Consider the following 21,206-nt stretch of genomic DNA (forward strand, 5'->3'; position numbering starts at 1 on the left):
GTTTTATGCGACAACTTCGACTGATTATTCAAAGGGAATACTGGACCCGGGTACGCCGCAAGTCCTTTTTGATTGCTACGCTCATTACCCCGCTCGCTTTTGGGCTTTTTGTGGTGGTGGTCAATTATATTTTACAATACAAAAGCGACGAAGCGATCAGGATCGCGGTCATCGACGAAGGTCAACTCTTTAGTGGCGGTATCGCCGATGAAGAAAATATTTTTTTCAAAATCGTGGACACCGACCTGGAGACCATCAAAGAAAACTTCTCTTCGTTTGACTACCACGGTATATTGGTAACACCACCGCCGGGCAACCTACAACAACAGAAATACAATGCCCGCTATTATACCGATCAAAAGCTTACCCTGGAGCTCGAGCCCGTATTGATCGACCGCTTGCGCACGGCCCTTCGTAAACACAAAATAGCCGCATTAAACCTCGACGAGCGTAGCCTGGAGGCCCTCAACAGCCAGGTCGATATAGAACCCAAATCCGTGACGCCAGAAGCCATTGTAGGTACCTCCATGGCTGGCAAGATTGCGGCGGTCATCGGCATGGTCATGGCCTTCTTTATGTACATTACGGTCTTCATCTACGGGATGATGGTGATGCGTAGTGTGATGGAAGAAAAAACCAACCGGATTGTAGAAGTGATGATTTCTTCCGTCAAACCCTTCCCTTTGATGCTGGGTAAAATCATTGGTGTAGGTATGGTAGGGCTCACGCAAGTACTGGCCTGGGCCATTTTGGTCCCGCTGATGCTCATCGGTGTCAATCTGATTTTTGGGTTCGACATGGGAGCAACCAACTTACCCGAGACACCTCCTGAGTTTGGTGATGTGGACCCACAGGTGCTGGCGGCTCAGATCATGACAGAGCTGGGATCTTTCAACTGGTGGGTCATCCTCCCTTTATTTTTGCTCTATTTTCTAGGTGGATATTTCATGTACGCTGCTCTTTTTGCTGCTGTTGGTTCGGCCATGGGCGACGATCTTGGCGAAGGCCAATCACTTACGATACCGATTACCATTCCCGTCATCCTGGCTTTTTACATCACCATTGCCGCTATTCAGTCGCCCAATTCAGGGCTCGCCATTTGGGCGTCCTATTTCCCGCTGTTTTCCCCCATCGTAATGCCCGCACGGCTGCCTTTTGATCCGCCTTGGTGGGAAATAACCATCTCTCTAATCTTGCTTATTGGCACCTGCATTGGCTTGATTTGGTTATCGGGCCGGATCTATCGAGTAGGCATTCTTCTGTACGGCAAGAAGGTGAGCTTATGGGAAATGAGCAAATGGGTGTTTAGAAAATAATCTGGACTTTGCCATAGGCATGTCTTCGGCGTTGGCAAAAGTCTGTAGATGGATTCGGCCTGCTTCGCGCCCTCGAAGTAAAGAGTAGAGGGATTATGAACGACCAGGAATCAATTCCCAATACCGGTTAAAAAATCCAATTAATACAAAAAAATGGCAGCAAAAATAGTTGTAGCGTCCAAAAATCCGGTCAAAATTGCTTCGGCGCTGGCGGGGTTTCAGGAGATGTTTCCTGAGCAATCATTCGTCACGGAGGGCATCAGTGTTCCCTCTGGCGTAAGTGACCAACCCCTTGGTGATGAAGAGACCTACCTGGGGGCATGGAATCGGGTGCAAGCCGCAAAAGAAGCCCTTCCTGATGCAGATTTCTGGATAGGTATCGAAGGTGGCAATATCATCAAAGATCAGGACATGGAAGTGATGGCCTGGGTCATTGTTCTTTCCAAAACCCAAATGGGCAAAGCCCGCACCGCTGGTTTTTATTTACCGCCCAAAGTTATTGAACTCGTAAATCAAGGTTACGAGTTGGGCCATGCCGACGACCTCCTCTTTGGCGTCTCCAACTCCAAACAGACCGGTGGCTCCTCTGGCTTATTGACGGATGGAGTGATGGATCGCAAGCGCTTTTATGTCCCTGCCGTTATTCTGGCGCTGATTCCTTTTTTGAAACCGGAGCTTTACGCATAGTTTATTTTTTTTCGTATCATGGTAACTGAAGCGACGCCAAATTTTGGCCTAACAACGAGACCACCCATCACAGATGAAGAAACTTGAACGCCGATTATCCTTATCCTACGTAGTTGCTATTGGAATAGGAGGAATGCTAGGAAGTGGCATTTTCGTTTTACCGGGAATTGCGGCGGCGAAGACTGGCCCATCGATCTGGCTCGCGTACCTACTGGCGGGGATCTGCGTTTTACCGGCAGCCTTATCTAAATCAGAGTTGGCCACTGCCATGCCCACTTCTGGTGGCACTTACGTGTACATTGAGCGGGCTTTCGGTCCCGTGATGGGTACGATTTCCGGTATTGGTCTCTGGCTTTCTTTATTGCTTAAAAGTTCTTTTGCACTCGTAGGTTTTGGTGCCTATTTGGCCGTACTGGCCAAAGTGCCGTTAAAATCAGTGGCTTTAATCAGTTTGGTGCTCATTCTTTGCCTCAACATTCTGGGTGTCAAAAAAGTGGGCAAGGCCCAGCTCATTATTGTCAGTATCAGCATTATTGGTTTGGTCGCCTTGATCTTTGGCGGAATCATTTCCGTTGAACCCACTAATCTCCAACCTGCCTTTTTAAACGGCAATATGGGCTTGTATGCAGCAACCGCATTTGTCTTTGTTTCTTATGCCGGCGTTACGAAAGTAGCAGCCATTGCCGAAGAAATTAAAAACCCTGGCCGAAATCTCCCTATCGCCATGCTGCTGGCGCTTGTGATTGTCACCACCTTGTATACACTGGTAAGTTTTGCTATGGTCGGAAATATTCCAATAGAGGAATTCAGTACCGACTTGCACCCCGTTTACACGCTCGCGGATAAAGTCATGGGGCACTGGGCTGGCATTGCTGCGGCTGTTCTTGGTGTGGTCACCCTTATTTCTATGGCCAACAGTGGCGTGCTCGCTGCTTCGCGTTTTCCCTTCGCGATGAGCCGCGACCGACTGGCACCCGAGCAACTCGGGAAAGTACACCAAAAGTACTTGACGCCCATCCTGGCCATCGTCATTACCTGCGGGATGATGGCACTGGTTATTATCTTTTTGGAAGTAGAAAAAATCGCTAAGCTGGCCAGTGCTTTCAAAGTGATGATGTTTATTTTGGTGAATTTCTGCGTCATCGTTTTGCGCGAAACTTCCGTGGCCTGGTACCAGCCCAAATTCCGCTCACCGCTGTACCCCTGGATGCAAATTTTCGGTATTATTTCCGGACTGGCATTGCTTTATGTACTGGGTATGTCGGCCCTATTAGGCGCGCTAGGTATCATTACTGCTGGCTTAATCACTTTTTACCTTTACGGAAAATCGAGGGTGCAGCGCAGCGGTGTACTTAAGGTTTATGGGCATCGCCCGGCAGCTTTTCTGCTCTATCGCCGCCGGGAGAATGCCGCCAAAGCTGCCGCTCAGCACGACCTCAACAGCGCCAGAGAAAACGCCGCCAATCTTGATGGCGCACTGGCCTCCAATGTTCGTACCGTTACGCCTTTGTTTGGTGCCGAGCGCTCGGCCGAAATGTTGGTAGAAATGTCTGCCGCACTCGCCCAAGGCAACAAGGTGCAGGTCGTCCACCTCCGAGAGGTGCCTGATCAGACGCGCTTGGCTGATGTCCTGGATGACGACCCCAAAGTCAACGCACTCAACCGCCGTATCAGCGTCATGGCGAAAGAACATTCGATTGATGTCGATTTTGATGCTGCCGTCACGCACGACCTGGTGAAAACGATTCAAGACATCAGTGAACAGACCCACTGCCGCTGGCTGGTCGCTGGCTGGAATGGTCGGCAAACGGCCAACAGCATCTTTGTCCGCAACCCAATGGGCTGGCTGCTCACCCATATTGACAGCAATTTCGCCCTCTTTCTCGACAATGGCGTCCGCTATATCCGGCGGATCGTCGTGGCTATCCGGCCTGGCCGCCAGAACCCCGAATTTATCAAAGCTTGCGATCGTATTGCGCAGTTCTACGGTGCCGAACTGACCCTCATGCGCGTGACCATGCCCAAAGCAACAGAGGAAGAACGTGAAGAACTAAGAGCCCAATCTCAAGCCCTACTAAGCTCCTGCTCTTCCCCCGCTAAACTCCGGGTAGAGGTATCCGCCGACCCCGTACAAGCCCTCTCCGAAGCTTCCGCAGAGTACGACTTGCTCGTCATTGGCACCCCCGCAAAAGACAATTGGCTGGATGTATTGGTGGGAGTAAATAAAGATCGGTTTGCGAAGAATGCCGCTTGTTCGGTGTTGAGGTTGACGTTTAAGTAAAAGGTTGAGTAAAATGTATTTAATCTGTATCTTACTGATGATAATGATCCAATGAATTACACGGCATGCTAAAGTTATTATTTTGGAATACTTATAGAAAATCTCTTCATGAGCAAATACTTGAACTAAAAGAGGAAAAGAATGCAAATATTATAGCATTAGTTGAAAATGTGGGAGATGATAACAATTTTCTTTCTGGCTTAGAGAATGTTTCATTTAAAAAAGCTACTGGTAACATAAATCATAATAGGAAAATCTTCTATAATTCTGATTTTTTTAATATCAAAACGATACATGAACATGGTCGATACACAATATTTGAGCTGAATTATTTTAAAAAAAACATAAAAATAATATTAGCTCTTGTTCACTTTCCTTCAAAACTACATGCGGATGATGATGCCTACTTTAGTTATTGTGTTTCCTTGAGGAATAATATTGAAAAAAAGGAGAATGAATTGGATACTCGTAATACAGTGATTGTTGGTGATTTCAATATGAACCCTTTCGAAAGTGGGTTTTTAAATGCTACAGGAATAAGTTGTACAGGAATTAAGTCCGTCGCTTTAAAGTATGCAGAAAGAACTATTTCGGGCGAAAAATTTAGATGTTTTTATAATCCAGCATGGAGTCATTTGGGGGATAGTTCCAGAGGAAATGTACCTGGAACGTATTATTATAATAGTTCTCAGTTTAATAATTTGTACTGGAACATGTTTGATCAAGTTATCATAAGGCCTGATTTACTCAGGTTTTTCGATGATGACAATTTTGAGATAATTACATCAATAAAGGGGCGATCTTTATTAAAAGACAATAATGGAGTTCAAACTATAGACAAGAAGAACTCTGACCACCTGCCCTTATTCTTTCAATTAAAAAGTAATAGCAATGAATAATTTATGGCCATCTTTATCTAGTAGTAATCCAGGGGATTCAAATACACCTAAAAGTATTTTAATACACCAAGCTAAAGAATTAGAACGAGCCTCTGATACCAAGTTCTCAGGTATTGTGGTAACCACTACAATTAAAGCAAGATTTGATAAAAAATTTGAAGGGAGTGATGTTTTTCAACATGAGTTTTCTGTTGTAATCCCTGATCTAGATTATAGTTTTACTCTACTCACATTATCACATAAAATAATTGAGATATATCCATGTCATGTAGAATCCGATATAGTATTTGTGGCTACTATTGTAAAAAACGAGAGCGAGTTGCTGGATTTACTAAAAACTATTTTTAATGATAAGGAAACAGTGAGAATACTTAAGTCTATCATGTTCCAATTAAATGCGGAAGAAGACGCTAAGGATTTTTAAAAAAATAATCGCCTAATACCAACTAAAAACGTTATGGATAAGGTCAACAATACAATAGACGAACTACATCAGAAAGCACTGGTCTTGGCTGAAGAGGCTTATTATTTGAAAAAAAATCAAGAATTGGCTTCAGCGCAAGAAAAATATTTAGCTGCATTCCAATATGAACAAGCTGCAGCCATGCTCTTGGTAAATCAGTACGAAATGGAACCGACCAGAGCCGTTTTTTTCAGGAGCGCGGCTTGCTTACTTCTAAACCTTCCTTTTCCCTCAGAGGAGTATTTTAGAGAAGCAGAAAAAATGGTCGCCTATGGGTTAAGCGGCAACCCTCCTTCAGAAATAGCAGAAGAATTGCGACAAGCCTGGCAAGAACTTATGCAACACTTTCAAAAAGAAGCGGCATAGAAGCTATTTTTTGCCCTCCAAAAACGCATACCTCACCTCCGTCAGAAACAAGCCCTCCGGCGCAATGCTCAGGCTTTTCGCTAAGTGTTCCTGCTTGTCCAGCGCCTGGCGGACCTGAGCGAGACTAAGTTTGCCCTCACCTACCGAGAGACACATGCCTACGATAAGGCGCACCATACCCCGCAGAAAGCGATTAGCGGCAATGTGGTAAACCCATTCGTCATCCTTGAATTCCCACTCCGAACGAAACAGCTCGCAGCGCATGGTTTTAGCATCAGAGCCGGTTTTGCAAAAAGGCAGGAATGCTTCATAATCCAAAAGCAATTTCGCGGCCTCCTGCATCAAGGCCTGGTCGCAATGCTGCGCTCGGTAGAGATAAAAGCTGGTATCCTGCCGGAAGGGGTCTTTTTGCCAGGTAAGATGATATTGATAGGCGCGATAGTGCGCATCAAAGCGCGCATGCTGGTCATCGGCGACGGGGAAAATTCGGCGGATCGCAATGTCTTTTGGCAGAAACTTGTTGAGCCTGGACACGAAACCTTTTGGTAATTCGCCCACAAAATCAAAATGTGCAAAATACTGGCTGGCATGCACCCCTGTATCCGTACGGCCACAGCCCATGATTTCTAATTCAGGCGAACGTAAGATCAAGGCCAGCGCCTGCGTAATCGTCTCTTGTACCGATATCTGCGCTGGTTGCACTTGCCACCCGTAATAAGCAGCCCCATTATAGGCGAGTTCCATAAAATAACGCATGCTCTATTTTTCGTCGACGCTTGCCGCTTTTTCTAAAATGACCGACTTCCCTTTTTCAATAATTGCGTCGATCCCTTGAAGTTCTTCTGCCGGACCCGTGGTCTGGTAGATGTCGGGCTCAATCCCTTTTTCTATGTTATAACCATCCGGAAGATAAGTACGGGTAGCCGAAATACGAAACGTCCAGCCATTTGGCAATTCAAAAGATACCGGTACACCGCCGCCGCCACCACTTTGGTCACCGATCAACGTAACGTTGGGTAAGGTAGACATATAACCCGCAAAGAAATTGGTGGCCGAATAGCTGTGCCGATTTACCAAGACAACAATAGGCTTGTCTAGCATCATCCCCGTACTGTCAGCTACGGCCCAACGTCCGGGGCCAGTCGTTTTTTCCTCCTGAGATGCTTTTTCTTCCTCTTCTTCTTTTCCTTTCTTTTTCTTCTGCTTAGCCTTGGCTTCGGCGATAGCTTTGTAGTCTACTAAGGGTTTTATGAAAACACTATCAGGTACCGAAAAATCATCTGCACTTTGCCCTGATTTGTATTGCATGGTGCCAAAATAGGTACGCTCGGGCACGAATCGCTCCACCAATCGAAACACGTTGCGCATCGATCCCCCTCCATTTTCGCGAACATCAATGATCAGTCCTTTGGCCTTGGCAAAACGGTTGAGTACATAGTCGAGGTGCCCTTTGGAGAAGCCCGCTCGGAAAGAGCCATAATAAACATAGCCAATAGAATCCGTCAGCCAGGTATTGAGCAACGCTCCTGAAGATTGATAATCTCCTTTCCAATACTGGCGATTGAGGAAACCCTGGTTGAAGTTGGCGGGATAGTCCAGGTACCAATCCGCATTGCGGGAACGATCATTATTGACATACAGGTTGACGTGGCCGTCTCTGAGCGCAAAAAGCATAGTCGACAGGATGCTGTACAAAGAGTCGTTGCTGAGGCTGTCGTTGATCAGTGGTCGGTACACCTGATCCAGGGAATCCCAGGCTACTTGCTTTTCGCCAAAAAAAGAATAGTTTTCTTTTACTGCGCGGTAAAAGTAATCGTAGTTATTGCTTACGGTATTTTCGGGATTTGGCCCTACGATCCATTTTCCGCAGGTCGTCAGAAGGAGGATCAGCACCAGAAAGCTCAGCGCTCGAATTACGTTTTTCATGCCGGAGATTTTTATTAGAAGACTTACAAGAGTACCCGGAAACCGTAGCCCAGGCTGCCCACCGTAGCGATCATTGGCTTGGTTTTGGGCAGTGGTGTATACAACAGGCTCCAATCATAGGCGATGCGATTACTACGCCAATCGCGCACCTGGTTGTCAGCATCAATCCCTACAGTGATTTTGAAAAACTTGTTGAGGGTAACGATGCTACAGCTCTTGAAAAAATCTTTGCCTTTTACTTCTGGAATGTGTAAAAACGGTCCTACCCCAATGTAGCTTGGTCGGTACAAGGCCGCGACAATGGGCAGCTCCACCCTTGTACTGGCAACCCAGGTAGCACTATTGCCTATCCTCCGGCGATCCAGTGCGCCTATACTAAGTGATGATTGAAAAAGGAGACTCTCTGTATTATTGGTGGGCAAGGGATAGCTGCGGTTATTCCCTTGTACGTTAAACGCGCCGCCAATGTACTGCCTGTTGTCACTGCTAGCATCACCACCAACGCTGACGTAGTAGCCTACACTGAAAGAAAGATCATTGAGCTGAGCTTTTCCCTGGGTATCCTTACGGGGCTTAACTTTGGCCTTGAGGGTTGCATTTTCGATAGCGAAAGACAAGCGAAAAACACCGTTGTCTCTGATTTCTTCAAAATTGGTAAAAATGCGTAACCCGCTTCCTCGGTAAGCCAGGCTGGTATGCGCTTGATCACGGACGGTATGGATGGGGATACCTAAGCCCAAGGTGAGGTATTTGCCATGGGCATTTAATATGTTTTCCTGAGCGCTAAGACTTAAGCAGCACAGCAAGACAAGAAAGCTGGGCCAGATTTTCATTGTTATCTTGAGTTAAGGGGCGGAAAAAAAGTGCATTTTTTTGTACCGTTTTCTATTGAAAAACAGCGTAACTGATGCCAAATAAGACAACGGACAAGACGACCCCTACCATAAAAAGGTTATAACAAATACGTAGTTGGTTGTACTTCTTTCCGAGGGAGCGACCAAGGAAATAAAGGTCGCGTTTGATGGCCGATTCCAGCGTGTCATCATCCGCAATGACAAGGTCCATGCCTTCATCGTATTCTTTTAGTCCCATTCTGTAGAAATTACCAAAAAAGAATAAGTTGGATTGCCCTTTCGTGATATCATCAGGGGTAGTGATACCCGTCATCGGTATGGGCCGGGTAGCCAGCGTTGCAAAAATCATGGAACACAAACAGGTAAGTAAAAGCACGATGACAGGAATCATCAAGTGCGGGGCATCATTTACGTAACCTGCCGCCATGGGCACGGCGATCGTAACGATCAAGGCATTTACGGACAGCATAATATTCGCCTTGTTGTCCGCCAGATTACTCAGGTCCATGTGATTCCGCAGCGCCGTTTTAAACATCATCTGCGCACTTCTGTTGGTGCTAATGGTGTTTCCCGTACGGGTATCTTTTTTCTCTTTATTCTTCGCTTTTTTCTTTTTCTTTTTCCGCAGTTTCTTTAGCGTCTTTTCATTTTGTTTGTGCTGTACGCCATAAATTTCTTCCGCAATGTTGGTGTGATATTTATGTTTCTTAACAAACTTATAATTGAGTTTGTACCATGTTTGATCATCATAAATTTCATTGCGAAAAACCTCCCATTCGTGTCGTAATCCTGATAGCAAGGCAAGATAGTCGGCCCGGCCAATATTACTTAAATCAGCGTCTCTGAGGATCATCTCTAATTGATCCGTAGGTTCGTGATCTATTTTGGTAGCAAGGATAAGCCGCTTGACAGTAGCCACAGCTTCTTTGGAATAATCAAAATCTTGGAGAAACTCGACGGCCATTTCAGCACCAGCGGCTTCGTGGTTTTCGTAGGCTTTTACATAGCCCGTATCATGGAACCACGCCGCGACTTCCAGTAGCTCACAATCTTCATGGGAAATCTCGTGCCGGGCAGAGAGCAGCCGCACCGCATCCACGACGGAAAGGGTATGCGGAAGATTATGATAATAATGATCGGGCGTTAAATTCTCCTGTAGAAGATTTTTTACATGACGCTCAACTTTACTGACATTCGTTGACATATTGTTTTTTTTCCGTCCCTTATTTTGATCTTATCCAGCTCTAAATTTAAGCATCTAAAGCCTAAGCTAATAATTTAGTTCTCTTGCTCTTCGGCAACCAACGCCAGGAAGGCTTCCTGCAGGGCTTTAGTATGAGTTCCGGGCTGGCCGGTTCCTACCGCTTGGCCATCAATGAAGCTGACGGGCAAGGCTCCTTTTGTAGAACTGGTAAGAAATGCTTCCTTGGCTTCTGTCAGCTCCGCTAACTCAATTTCTCTTTCTTCTACTTGCATCCCGGCTTTGCGAGCCAGCATCAGTATTTTGGCACGTGTAATGCCTGCCAACACTTTTTCACCAGCAGTCACCAACACATCATCCTGGGTGATAAGGAAAAAATTAGAGCGATCACTCTCCCTTACGTATTGCCCATCGTGGTAGAGAATATACTCCGCATTCTGCTCTTTCAACCACGGCAGCAAGTAAATACCGATGAGGTAGTTGAGTGATTTGATCTCCGGCAACTCCCGTTGGTACTGATAAGTCGCTACCCGTGCTCCGCGCTCAAACTGAACCGGCGATGGTGCGGGAAAAGGCGATTGCAAAACAAAAAGATTACCTACCGTGGGGGTGTAGCCATCCGGCGTGTAACCACCCGTCAAGACCAACCTGATTCCTCCCGATGGATGTTCGTTGGCCGCAATAAGTTGATGAATTCCCTGTTTGAGATCTGCTCTCTCAACGGGTGACACCAGCCCCAGTCGCTGCGCCGAACGGTAAAACCGATCCAGATAATCCTCCAAAAAGCGTGGCTGAAAACGCTCGAAAACAAAAAAATCGAAAATGCCAAACCCACGCAACAGGGCTAAATCATTCAAGCCCAATTGAGCCGTCTCTTCCGAAACAATTGCTCCATTTAAGTAACACTTCAGCTTATTCAAGGTTCTTATTTGCTTTATTTGCCGAAATATACCGGTAAAAACCGGATGTTTGCAGTAATTTAACCCCGCTTGTCAAAAAAAGAAATATGGACGATTATATTGCCATTGGTGATCAGGTGCTTTATAACAATCACCATTTGGTAGCTTTTAATAAGCCCAACGGGGTGCCCGTTCAGCCAGATCAGACGGAGGATCCCTCCTTGTTACAGCTGGGCTCGACCTACTGCAAGACATCCTTGCATCTCATTCATCGCATTGATCGTCCGGTGAGTGGCCTGGTGCTTTTCGCTAAACGCAAGGACGCGATGCAGGCACTGCACGAACAGTTTCGGGAGCGTACCGTCAAGAAAACCTACCTCGCGATTGTCGCTCAGGAGCCTCCGGCCAATGAGGGAGAATTGGTACATTACCTAAAGAAAAAGAAGGGAAAATACCAAACGGAAGTGCTGGATCAACCAGCTCCCGAAGCCATTGAAGCACGCCTTAATTATAGTGTTCTAGGAAAAAGTGATCGTTATTGCTTATTGCAAATCGACCTGCAAACCGGGCGCTATCACCAGATCAGGGCGCAACTCGCTCATATTGGTTGCCCCATCAGAGGCGATGCTAAATATGGGTTCCGCCGCCGAAATCCAGACCGCAGCATTGACTTGCACGCCTGGCAGTTGTGGTTCAATCACCCACGCACCAACAAGGCAGAGCATATTGTCGCAGCTCCTCCAGCCAACCCACTGTGGGAGGCCTTCAAAATCCCTACGCCCTGGGAAGAGTAGTGTGGCGTCAAGTTTGAAATTCCGGGTTGATGCTTGGTGATTTGAGCGTTGCACTTGGCGGGTGGTGCTCATCCCGATCCTCGGGACGGCTGCCGCCGACGCAGTCGGCACCACCGTGAGTGCTAGCGAACACCAGCGGCCCTGAGTGAAAATGTAAAAACCAAGCTCTTAACAAACCACTAGAACTGTTTAACTTATCTTTGCCCATAAATATTCCTCGATTAAGTATGGAAGCTATTAAAGCCTATTTTCCTGATTTGTCCTCCGACCAACTTGCACTGTTGGAACAGTTAGATCCGCTCTATCGAGAATGGAACGATAAAATAAACGTGATCTCCCGTAAGGATATTGACAATCTCTACCTCCATCATGTTCTTCACAGTCTGGCCATTGCCAAAGTGATCAAGTTTATGCCCGGCGCCAGGGTGTTGGATCTGGGCACAGGAGGAGGCTTTCCTGGCATTCCGCTAGCGATCCTTTTTCCGGAAACGGAATTCGTTTTGATTGATGGCATCCGTAAAAAAATTACGGTCGTTAATGAAGTAGCTGCTGCGCTGGGGCTGAAAAACGTGCAAGGTTTTCAGCAGCGGGCCGAAGAACGTAAAGGCAGGTCTTTCGATTTTGTGGTCACCCGCGCCGTCGCTTTGATGGAAAAAATCGTCCCCTGGAGTCTGCCCCTCATTCGCGACGAACAGCTGCACGCCTTACCCAACGGTATCCTCGCCCTGAAAGGTGGAAACGTCAAAGAAGAACTCAAAGCGCTACCAAGAGGAACTTACTCGGAAATTTATCCCATCAAGAAAATGTTCACGGAAGAATTCTTTACCGAAAAGTCGGTGGTGTACGTACAGTATTAATACTATGACAGTGTAATCGTATTTATTTTTTACATATAAATACAAATTAAATGCTGACTGACAGGGTTTTTTACTTGATAAAAAAACGCTATATTTGTTAAACGTCAACGACAATTTCCTGTAAAAGGGAGGATTTGAACTCCTGACACTATGAACACTTTCTAAGGAATTGTCAACGATCCACGTTTATGCTTCTTCCGGGTTATCGTTCAGGTAATCCGGAAGATAAGCTTCGCTTCCTTCCAACTCCTCTCATTCACAGCCCCACAAACGACCCCTTGATCTCAATATTCAGCGTCTCAGCCGTACGGTTTTTTTGTTGGGTTTTGATGAGGTAGCCGCTTGCTGGCTCATAAGTCATCCAGCTTTTGTTCCCCGCAAGGGCGGTTTCTGTTTGGCTGACAATGTCAATTTTTTCTACGCCACCTTCTTTGTTCATCACCACAAAAAGTTCCTGGGTTTTCAGTTCCGGATCAAGCGAGGTATACTTGATTTGCAAAGCTCCATCCTGTTGGGTAGAATCGGCGCTGTACTTATTTGACCAAGCTGGTCGATTGATATCTGCTTTGCTAAACATGCTGAATTCTCTGGAATAATCGACCTCCTTGATGAGCTGCTGCTCTTCCTTATCGTTGATGCGAATCTCCTTGTCGAGAGCAATGCTTGCACTTTGCAGCCGTTTTCCTTCTGCTTCAAAAAACTTTTCCAGCGAGAAGAAGGTATCCTTCCGATCCATCGCCACCTGGGCCTCTTCGGCTTGGTTGCACGATGAGAATACCAAGACCATAGTGAAAATGGTCGTTGCGCGGTACAAATATTTGCTCATTACTGTTAATTTATTCGAATTGAAACGCCGTGTTTATCCTGACGTCGAAGTGAAAACCACTGCTATTTTTGTTTGATCAGTGGCCGACCATCCATTTCGGGTGGCGCAGGTACGCCCATCATCCAAAGCAGCGTTGGGGCCACATCTCCGAGCTTTCCATCATTCAGTTCCCAACTACCGGGTCTTTGGTTAACAAAAATACAAGGCACCAGGTTTTTGGTATGCGCGGTATTCGGCGTGCCATCTTCATTGATCAGGTAATCCGAATTGCCGTGATCGGCAATTACAATCGCTTCGTAACCGTATTCACGACCCGTTTCGAGCAGCCTGCCCAAACACTCATCTACGGTTTCCGCAGCAATCATAGCGGCGGAGAACACACCCGTATGCCCCACCATATCCGTATTGGCATAATTGAGGCAGATAAAATCGGGTTGATTGGCTTTGATGTCCGCAATGATGGCATCGGTGATCCCGTGCGCGCTCATTTCCGGCTTGAGGTCATAAGTAGCCACTTCCTTTGGAGAAGGAATCAGTAGGCGACGCTCATTTTCAAAAGGTTCTTCGCGGCCACCGTTAAAGAAAAAGGTGACGTGTGCGTATTTCTCGGTTTCGGCAATCCGCACCTGGGTTTTCCCATTGGCGGCCAAGACTTCACCCAGTGTTTTTTCCAGGTCTTTCTTTTCAAAAAGCACCTCCAGCCCTGTAAAGGTCTCGTCGTAACGCGTCATGGTAAGGTAGCGAACGTCGAGTTTTTTCATGCCGTAATCAGGAAAATCCTCCTGCGTAAGTACTGCCGAAATTTGGCGGGGACGATCGGTACGGAAATTAAAGCACAACAATACATCGCCGTCTTTTAGAGAGGGTGGCGTTTCCCCTTCTGTATTGATCACCACTGTAGGCTGGATAAATTCATCCGTCTCCCCGGCTGCATAACGCTCTTTGAGGGTTGCAATGATATCACTGGTCTTTCCACCTTCTCCCTTTACGATCAGGTCATAAGCGAGCTTGATGCGCTCCCAACGCTTGTCGCGATCCATCGCAAAATAACGGCCAATGACGGTAGCAAGGCGGGTGTGCTTCCCGTTGAGGTGACTAAGCAAGGTTTGTAGGTAGTCTTTTCCTCCTTCGGGAGAAGTATCCCGTCCGTCCGTAAAGGCATGGATAAAAGTTTTATCGTGACCTGTTGCTTCAATGATATCCGCCAAGGCTAGCAAATGATTCAACTGAGAGTGTACCCCGCCGTCAGAGACCAAGCCCATCAAGTGGATAGCCTTGCCATTTTCTTTCGCGTAAGCAATGGCGCTTTGCAACTTCTCGTTACGGGCCAGCTCCCCCTCCCGAATAGCTTTGTTGATGCGCGCTAGCTCTTGATAGACCACCCGGCCAGCACCAATATTCAAATGCCCCACTTCCGAATTTCCCATCTGGCCTTCCGGCAAACCCACCTCTTCACCATAAGTCACCAGGGTACTATGGGGGGCATTTTGCCATAGTTCATCAAAAACGGGTGTATTGGCTTGCGCAATGGCATCGGCACCCGGCACTTGGCCCAAGCCCCAACCATCAAGGATAATCAACATTGCTTTTTTAGTGCTCATCGTCTGCTAAGTATAGGTTATTGTGCCCAAATATAAGCACTTAGTGTAAATAAAACACTTAACCAAAGTGCTTGTCTTTCAGGAAAATTGTTCTTACTTTTGGGATATGCTTGAGCAATGAAAGACCATTGCCGCTCGTTATTACCCCGCTACAGCTGCAAACTAGCCCTGTAGCCTGCGTCACTGCAACTATTCAAACTATCTCGCCTATTGAAAAATGTGACCTGCAAGCACATTTTTCGTCTAATTCACGAAGTAAAGTTACTGGTTATATTACCAATAACTTAAAATCGAGCTTATGAAACAGTTGTTGTTTGTTCTAATGTTATCTCCCATTGTGACTTTCGCCCAGAGCGGAATGTCCCAAATTACGGCTGCACTAAACAGCGGTGATATGGAAACATTGGGCACTTATTTCGATGAATCACTGGAGCTTTCCATCCTCGAAGAAGAGGGAATTTACAATAAAGCCCAGGCTTTACAAAAGGTCAAGCGATTTCTTGGCCAGAATACCGTTAGTTCTTTTACCGAGGTGCACCAGGGAGCTTCCCGAAGCAGTGATTCCCAGTACGTGATTGGTAATATGAAAACCAGTGGTGGTACTTACCGCGTGTATTTGTATCTCACCAATCGGAACGGAAAAATGATTATCCAGGAATTTCGCTTCGACAGCGAATGAATTTCCTCGTAAACTACAAGTGAACCGTAAATTGATTTCACCGGTTCCCCTTGAAAACACCCGCTTCTCAGCATGAGAAGCGGGTGTTTTCTATTAGCTGAAGTAGGGAATTGATGCTTCCTCCTCTAATATCTCTCGACCCTTTACCAAAAGGGCGCGAAGCAGCCCGCATCTTAATACTATTAGCGTTATCTTTGTGCTATGAATACCAAGGCATCCATACAAATGGACATTCGCAAACTCAGCTTAGACGACCTCAAGGTGGTTATGCAAGAGTTGGGGCAAGCAGGCTTTCGCGCCAAACAAGTCTATGAATGGCTCTGGCAGAAAGGTGCCCGTTCCTTTGCGGAAATGACCAACCTTTCGAAAGCGCTCCGCGAGCAACTAGAGGAAGCTTACCGAATCAATGCCATCACAGAAGACAAGGTACAGCACAGTGCGGATGGGACAATCAAGTCGAGATTTCGCTTGCACGATGGGCACCTCATTGAGTCGGTATTGATCCCAGTGCCGGATGATAATCGTTTCACGGTTTGTGTTTCCAGCCAAGTGGGTTGTAGCCTCACTTGTAAATTTTGCGCCACGGGCCAGATGAAGCGCCTGCGCAATCTTGATGCTGCCGAAATTTTTGACCAGGTGGTTATGGTGAATGAACAGTGCCTGGAAAAATTTGGTCACCCCCTCACCAATATCGTCTACATGGGCATGGGAGAACCTCTCCTCGCCTACGCACCCATGCTGGAAAGCATTGAAAAAATCACGGCTCCGGAAGGCTTAAACATGGCTCCCCGCCGCATCACGGTAAGTACGGCCGGAATTGCCAAAATGATCCGCAAGCTGGCAGACGATGCTACCAAAGTCAACCTGGCACTCAGCTTACACGCTGCCGATGATGTCAAGCGGGATGAGATTATGCCCATCAATGAGCAGAACAACCTGGCCATCCTGATGGACGCACTCGAGTATTTCTATCAGCAGACCAAAAATCGGATCAGCTACGAATACATCGCTTTTCAGGATTTCAACGACAGCCTGGAAGATGCACACAACCTGCTCCAACTTTGCAAGCGTTTCCCCGTAAGGGTCAATATCATCGAATACAACCCCATTGATGGTGCCGACTTCCGTAAAGCGACCGCCCACCGGATCGATGATTTCGCGCGTTACTTGCGCGATCATGGCGTCATGGTTACCATCCGGCGCAGCCGGGGGAAAGATATTGACGCTGCTTGTGGGCAGTTAGCGAATAAGGGGTAGGCAGATAATTATTCGCTTCTAAAGTACAGTTCGTACACAAAGCGATCGAATAGCTGGCGACCACTAAAAACCAGCGGAGATAAACCGGGCAGATCACTTGCCAAATAGGATTGCATCCCCAAAAGGTCGTCGTCGCCGAGTAAACTGTCTGCTTGCAAGAGATTGAAATTTGCGGGAAAAGAAGGCTGTCTCACCCAATTGATCAATAAAGAGTCTACGGCATGAGGTAGCGATTCATGATCTAGTTCTACCAGAAAGAAAGTACAACGGTTTGTTTCTTCAGACGGTATCAACAAGTGGTTGATTGAAAACTTAAGTTCCCTTTTGGTAAAGATCAACTGAGGCGTCTTGAATACCCGCAGAATTTCATTGTTCTGATGAAGAAAAGTAAAAAGGAATATCTCATCTTCCTGGGTTGAAATCCTGCTCATGTCTTCACTCAAGTCCTTGACGACCAAGCTATCAAGATGGATTTTTGTGACTAGTTGTCTTTCTGTGATTACCGGAGTCTTGGCTCGACAGCTACTCAGACCGATAATAATAAAGCTGTACCAGAAATACTTAAGCATAATAAGCGTCCTTTGTTAGGTAAATCCTCTCTTGCTATGGTTACCAATAAACTCCTCCATTCTCCAGGTAAACGAACGCGTCGGGCGTATAGCGTCGCTGCTCGTGTAGGTTTTAGTTATTTGTGGCTGTATTGGCGTAAAAAAATATTTGGCCAAGCTTACTATGATCGGCGAATCATGGCTTTGCACCAAAAAAATGCAACCAAGGTAAAGACAGCGGTACTGGAACTTCAGGGCTTATTTATCAAGGTCGGGCAATTACTCTCCATCCTGACCAACTTCCTCCCGGAAGCGTTCCAGGAGCCGCTGGAAAGTTTGCAAGACCAAGTGCCCCCACGTCCTTATGAACAAGTAAAAGAGCGGATCATTGCCGAATTAGGGGCAGAACCTGAGCAGCTTTTTGCTACCTTTTCAAAAGAACCGCTAGCGGCAGCCTCGATCGGACAAGCGCACCGCGCACAACTCAAAAACGGTGAGGAGGTGGTTGTCAAAGTCCAGCATCTAGACATCGAATCGGTGGCCGAGGTAGACCTCAGCATCATCCAACGCTTACAGTCGATCATGTCCTGGTGGTTTAACATTCAGGGTATGGAACACCTCTACACCCAGGTGCGTCAGATGATTGAAGAAGAACTAGATTTCGTGGCCGAAGCCAGAGCCATGCAAGAAATCGCCGAGAATTTAAAAGAGGAAGAAGGCTTAGTCATTCCTGCTGTTTTTCCCGACTATTCTACGACCCGAGTCATGACGACAGCGTACCAAACAGGCGTGAAAATCAGTAAAAAAGAGCAGTTAGAAGCCTGGGGGATAGACCAGGAAGCACTCGCCAGAAAAATCCTTCGCATCTACAGCCGGATGGTTTTCAAAGACGGCTACTATCACGCAGATCCTCATCCGGGCAACTTATTGGTACAGGCCGACGGCACCCTTGTTATTCTGGATTTTGGAGCGGTAGCACGCCTACAGCCCGTCATGCGAGAGGGATTATCTGAACTGATCGAAGCGGCGGTCAAAAACGATCTGCCCGGGATGGTAGAAGCTGGCCGTAAAATGGGTTTCCTGGCTCCCGGCCGCGAAGCCGAACGTATGGCAGAGCAGATGATCGACGCCATGCGCACCTTCATCCAACAAGAAATTAAGCTGGAAGGCCTCGATTTTAAAAATATTGAAATCGATCCTTTCAACAACAGCCTTTTTGAGCTTTTGAAAAATATAGGGATTGGTGGGATCACGAGTACGGTACAGGTGCCGAAAGAATATGTCCTGTTGAATCGTATGGCGACGCTGCTCATTGGCATCAGTAGCACTTTGGCGCCACAACTGAATCCACTGGATGTGGTCCGCCCTTATGTGCAAAAATTTGTGCTAGGAGAAAAGGGTAATCTCGTTTCTTTTGTGACGCGCGTGCTCCGCGACACGACCAGCCAGTTGTTGAGTATCCCCGGAGAATTACAGGGCGTGCTCCGGCAGGCACGTCAGGGCCAACTGGATATTGCTTCGGTAGATACCCGCAATAGTGGACGATTGGTTTATCAAGGGCTGAGGCAGCTGAGCCTGAGTCTTTTGCTGATCGCTGGGGCTGCCTTTTCTTATCTTTTTTGGCAACAATCGGAGGAGGGCTTGCTGCAAATTAGTGGAGGGGTATGTCTTGTGTTGTGCTATCTCCTGTGGCGCTCCGGGCGCAAGGCAAAGCGGGTGTATTAGGGCGATCTAGCCTTTATAAATTCCTTTAAAAGCAGAGGTTTCAAGGCAAATTCACTGCATTCTGCCTATCGCGTAAGCCCAACGTAGAAGGGTTGTCGTCCTCGCTGTAAGTTCTGCGCAGCATCAATCTTACTAGTCTCGGATAATCTCAATTTCCTCATCCAGGTACTTTCTGCTATACTTTACCATTTCGAAATAGTCTAATGCTTGTCGAAAAATCCCTGGAGACTCTTCTCCGAGCCTCTCTAACACTAGGTTCTCTTGCAATTGATAATAGTTATCATAGTATGCAGCACAAATCCAAGCGACTTTTTTGCCATTTTTGATTAGATACAAGACATCATAATTTTGCCCATATTCATTACTCACTCGTGACTCTATATATCCATCTAGCTGCTTAAAGGATATGTATTTGAGCTTCTTTGAAAAAATTTTTCTGAATCCAATTTTTTTCTTCTTGATAACAACGTACTTGAAATTGGACATAATCCAGTACATCAGTAGCACAAACAAAATATAGACAAAGAGGAAAGGAGTGATCTGAGGAATCTTATCAGGAGGAGGTAATGTAAAGGCCATTATTGGAAATCCAATTGTGACTATCGGTATAAAGATCAAACCAAATTTGGCCAGAAAACTGAATTCAGACGTTAATCTCATCATCTTCTTTTTTAATACTCCCTCTGAAAATCAACGAACATATCAATCAATGAACTATTAATCTGATTCAATTGAACTTGATAATCAGCATCAGAAATATCTCCATTTTTGAAACTTTTCTTCGCCGTATAGAATCTATTGCTAACCTTTAAAGAACTTCTATAGTACTTATCTTGAAAAACACTATCGGTTCTCTTAACATATTGCAAAAAGACATCTAAAGCGATTTCTGTATCTCCATTTGCAATTAGAGTTCTCAGTTTTGTCATCATATCTTTCTTAGTAACTCCGTCGATAACAGCGAGCAACTCGTTAACTTTTGAAGATGCTTGTTTCTCATGTGCTTGTCGACCTTGCTTTTCTTTCTTTCTGGAAAGCACTACAAATATTCTATAAGCAATAAGAATGAGGCCTAGAAAAATTATGAGAAATACATTCTTAGTACGAAGTAGATCATCCCATAATTTACTACTAGCATCAATCAAGACTATGTTTTCAAATATCAGTAGAACAATGTTCATCATTCTTTATGGATTCTAGCATAAATATAAATCATATCAGATTCTTTACAAAAGATGCAAGGATGCTAAGTAATACACTTGCTTATGACGACATTGCTAGCCATTCCGCCGTGGTGATTTTATACCAATTATGTAGTGCCTGGCAGTATTCAAACTGATCGACCAACTTCATACCCAACTTTTGTAAGACTTTATTGGAACCCATATTATCCAGGTCTGCCGCAGCATAAATTTCCTCTAGCCGGAGTTGCAGGAACCCATATTCCAACGAGGCTATCGCGGCTTCCGTGGCAATACCCTTACCCCAGAATTTCTTTTTCAAGCGATACCCCAAATCGTAGTAAGGAAAATCAGCCCGAACGACCGTCTCGTATTTTAGTCCAGACCAGCCTACAAATTCCTTCGATGCTTTATCAATAATAGCCAGGCGGCCAATGCCCTTTTCTTCATATTGTTTTTGAATATACTTTATGGCTTCCTCCGATTCCTTGATGTCTTTGACCGGCTTATTGCCAAGAAATTTATGCACCTCCGGGTCTGAGTCGAGCTCAAAAAAGCCAGGTGCATCTTCTTCTTTAACGGCTCTCAATATTAACCTTGGCGTTTCCAGATAAACATTCATTTGTAAGTTGTTAAGCGTTTGGCTTAAGCCAAAATGGTATCAAGACACAGGCCGCTTCGCGCCCTTTTGGTAGCCCCGAAGGCCTCGTAGGGATCACTATGTGAGATGCCTATGGCAAGGGTATAGAGATGGAAAGACCAATGTTTATTTATTTCCAATATCCGTCTAATAGGTCGAGGTTAGAAATTAAAAAGCAACTTCCCTCTTGGGTAATCGAAGTCCCT

General features: G+C 46.1%; 22 protein-coding genes. 11 read left to right on the plus strand and 11 right to left on the minus strand.

Annotated elements, in window-relative coordinates:
• Positions 1-5 precede the first annotated feature (5 nt).
• The 6 genes from AB0L18_RS07110 (at position 6) to AB0L18_RS07135 (ending at position 6,012) form a co-directional block, all read left to right on the plus strand.
• Positions 6-1,316, plus strand: a complete 1,311-nt coding sequence (locus AB0L18_RS07110) for an ABC transporter permease (RefSeq protein WP_367391893.1) — start codon at positions 6-8, stop codon at positions 1,314-1,316.
• Between the two features lie 153 nt (positions 1,317-1,469).
• Positions 1,470-2,003, plus strand: coding sequence for an inosine/xanthosine triphosphatase (gene yjjX / locus AB0L18_RS07115; RefSeq protein ID WP_367391894.1), 534 nt, complete (start codon positions 1,470-1,472; stop codon positions 2,001-2,003).
• Positions 2,004-2,076: 73 nt separating this feature from the next.
• On the plus strand, positions 2,077-4,284 hold the full coding sequence (locus tag AB0L18_RS07120; protein WP_367391895.1) for an amino acid permease: 2,208 nt from the start codon (positions 2,077-2,079) through the stop codon (positions 4,282-4,284).
• Between the two features lie 65 nt (positions 4,285-4,349).
• Positions 4,350-5,183 (plus strand): hypothetical protein, encoded by an 834-nt coding sequence (locus AB0L18_RS07125; RefSeq protein ID WP_367391896.1) that lies wholly within the window; start codon positions 4,350-4,352, stop codon positions 5,181-5,183.
• The gene (locus AB0L18_RS07130; protein WP_367391897.1) at positions 5,176-5,607 is read left to right on the plus strand and encodes a hypothetical protein; all 432 of its coding nucleotides are present in this window, start codon (positions 5,176-5,178) and stop codon (positions 5,605-5,607) included. Before AB0L18_RS07125 ends, AB0L18_RS07130 begins: the two co-directional genes overlap by 8 nt.
• 33 nt (positions 5,608-5,640) lie before the next feature.
• Complete coding sequence (locus AB0L18_RS07135; RefSeq protein WP_367391898.1) at positions 5,641-6,012, plus strand: hypothetical protein; 372 nt, start codon at positions 5,641-5,643, stop codon at positions 6,010-6,012.
• 3 nt (positions 6,013-6,015) lie between these two features.
• Here the strand turns inward: AB0L18_RS07135 and truA are convergent, their stop codons facing one another.
• The 5 genes from truA to AB0L18_RS07160 form a co-directional block, all read right to left on the minus strand.
• Positions 6,016-6,768: a tRNA pseudouridine(38-40) synthase TruA gene (truA, locus tag AB0L18_RS07140; protein WP_367391899.1), complete on the minus strand. Its 753-nt coding sequence runs from the start codon at positions 6,766-6,768 to the stop codon at positions 6,016-6,018.
• Between the two features lie 3 nt (positions 6,769-6,771).
• Entirely contained in the window at positions 6,772-7,938 is a 1,167-nt protein-coding gene (locus tag AB0L18_RS07145; RefSeq protein ID WP_367391900.1) for a S41 family peptidase, read from the minus strand.
• A 23-nt stretch (positions 7,939-7,961) separates the two neighbouring features.
• Positions 7,962-8,771 (minus strand): hypothetical protein, encoded by an 810-nt coding sequence (locus tag AB0L18_RS07150; RefSeq protein ID WP_367391901.1) that lies wholly within the window; start codon positions 8,769-8,771, stop codon positions 7,962-7,964.
• A gap of 52 nt (positions 8,772-8,823) precedes the next feature.
• Positions 8,824-9,996, minus strand: a complete 1,173-nt coding sequence (locus tag AB0L18_RS07155) for a Pycsar system effector family protein (RefSeq protein WP_367391902.1) — start codon at positions 9,994-9,996, stop codon at positions 8,824-8,826.
• A 74-nt stretch (positions 9,997-10,070) separates the two neighbouring features.
• On the minus strand, positions 10,071-10,913 hold the full coding sequence (locus AB0L18_RS07160; protein WP_367391903.1) for an aminotransferase class IV: 843 nt from the start codon (positions 10,911-10,913) through the stop codon (positions 10,071-10,073).
• Positions 10,914-10,999: 86 nt separating this feature from the next.
• Here AB0L18_RS07160 and AB0L18_RS07165 point away from each other — a divergent pair, with 86 nt between their 5' ends.
• Both AB0L18_RS07165 and rsmG read left to right on the plus strand, forming a co-directional pair.
• A complete protein-coding gene (locus AB0L18_RS07165; protein ID WP_367391904.1) occupies positions 11,000-11,686 on the plus strand; it encodes an RluA family pseudouridine synthase in 687 nt (228 codons plus the stop codon).
• Positions 11,687-11,913: 227 nt separating this feature from the next.
• Positions 11,914-12,543, plus strand: a complete 630-nt coding sequence (rsmG, locus tag AB0L18_RS07170; RefSeq protein WP_367391905.1) for a 16S rRNA (guanine(527)-N(7))-methyltransferase RsmG — start codon at positions 11,914-11,916, stop codon at positions 12,541-12,543.
• 256 nt (positions 12,544-12,799) lie between these two features.
• Here the strand turns inward: rsmG and AB0L18_RS07175 are convergent, their stop codons facing one another.
• Both AB0L18_RS07175 and gpmI read right to left on the minus strand, forming a co-directional pair.
• Entirely contained in the window at positions 12,800-13,369 is a 570-nt protein-coding gene (locus AB0L18_RS07175; protein ID WP_367391906.1) for a hypothetical protein, read from the minus strand.
• Positions 13,370-13,431: 62 nt separating this feature from the next.
• Positions 13,432-14,970 (minus strand): 2,3-bisphosphoglycerate-independent phosphoglycerate mutase, encoded by a 1,539-nt coding sequence (gene gpmI / locus AB0L18_RS07180; RefSeq protein ID WP_367391907.1) that lies wholly within the window; start codon positions 14,968-14,970, stop codon positions 13,432-13,434.
• Between the two features lie 298 nt (positions 14,971-15,268).
• Between gpmI and AB0L18_RS07185 the strand changes: the two genes are divergently transcribed.
• The gene (locus tag AB0L18_RS07185) at positions 15,269-15,649 is read left to right on the plus strand and encodes a DUF4783 domain-containing protein (protein WP_367391908.1); all 381 of its coding nucleotides are present in this window, start codon (positions 15,269-15,271) and stop codon (positions 15,647-15,649) included.
• A gap of 201 nt (positions 15,650-15,850) precedes the next feature.
• Positions 15,851-16,906, plus strand: a complete 1,056-nt coding sequence (rlmN, locus tag AB0L18_RS07190; RefSeq protein ID WP_367391909.1) for a 23S rRNA (adenine(2503)-C(2))-methyltransferase RlmN — start codon at positions 15,851-15,853, stop codon at positions 16,904-16,906.
• A gap of 8 nt (positions 16,907-16,914) precedes the next feature.
• On the opposite strand, the gene AB0L18_RS07195 is transcribed toward rlmN, so the two are convergent.
• Positions 16,915-17,475, minus strand: coding sequence for a hypothetical protein (locus AB0L18_RS07195; protein ID WP_367391910.1), 561 nt, complete (start codon positions 17,473-17,475; stop codon positions 16,915-16,917).
• A 36-nt stretch (positions 17,476-17,511) separates the two neighbouring features.
• Between AB0L18_RS07195 and AB0L18_RS07200 the strand changes: the two genes are divergently transcribed.
• Entirely contained in the window at positions 17,512-19,179 is a 1,668-nt protein-coding gene (locus AB0L18_RS07200; RefSeq protein WP_367391911.1) for an ABC1 kinase family protein, read from the plus strand.
• Positions 19,180-19,311: 132 nt separating this feature from the next.
• Here the strand turns inward: AB0L18_RS07200 and AB0L18_RS07205 are convergent, their stop codons facing one another.
• The 3 genes from AB0L18_RS07205 to AB0L18_RS07215 form a co-directional block, all read right to left on the minus strand.
• Positions 19,312-19,842, minus strand: a complete 531-nt coding sequence (locus AB0L18_RS07205) for a hypothetical protein (RefSeq protein WP_367391912.1) — start codon at positions 19,840-19,842, stop codon at positions 19,312-19,314.
• Positions 19,843-19,850: 8 nt separating this feature from the next.
• Positions 19,851-20,363, minus strand: coding sequence for a hypothetical protein (locus AB0L18_RS07210; protein ID WP_367391913.1), 513 nt, complete (start codon positions 20,361-20,363; stop codon positions 19,851-19,853).
• A gap of 79 nt (positions 20,364-20,442) precedes the next feature.
• A complete protein-coding gene (locus AB0L18_RS07215; RefSeq protein WP_367391914.1) occupies positions 20,443-20,982 on the minus strand; it encodes a GNAT family N-acetyltransferase in 540 nt (179 codons plus the stop codon).
• Positions 20,983-21,206 lie beyond the last annotated feature (224 nt).

The organism is Lewinella sp. LCG006 (genome assembly GCF_040784935.1).
Lineage (GTDB): Bacteria > Bacteroidota > Bacteroidia > Chitinophagales > Saprospiraceae > Lewinella.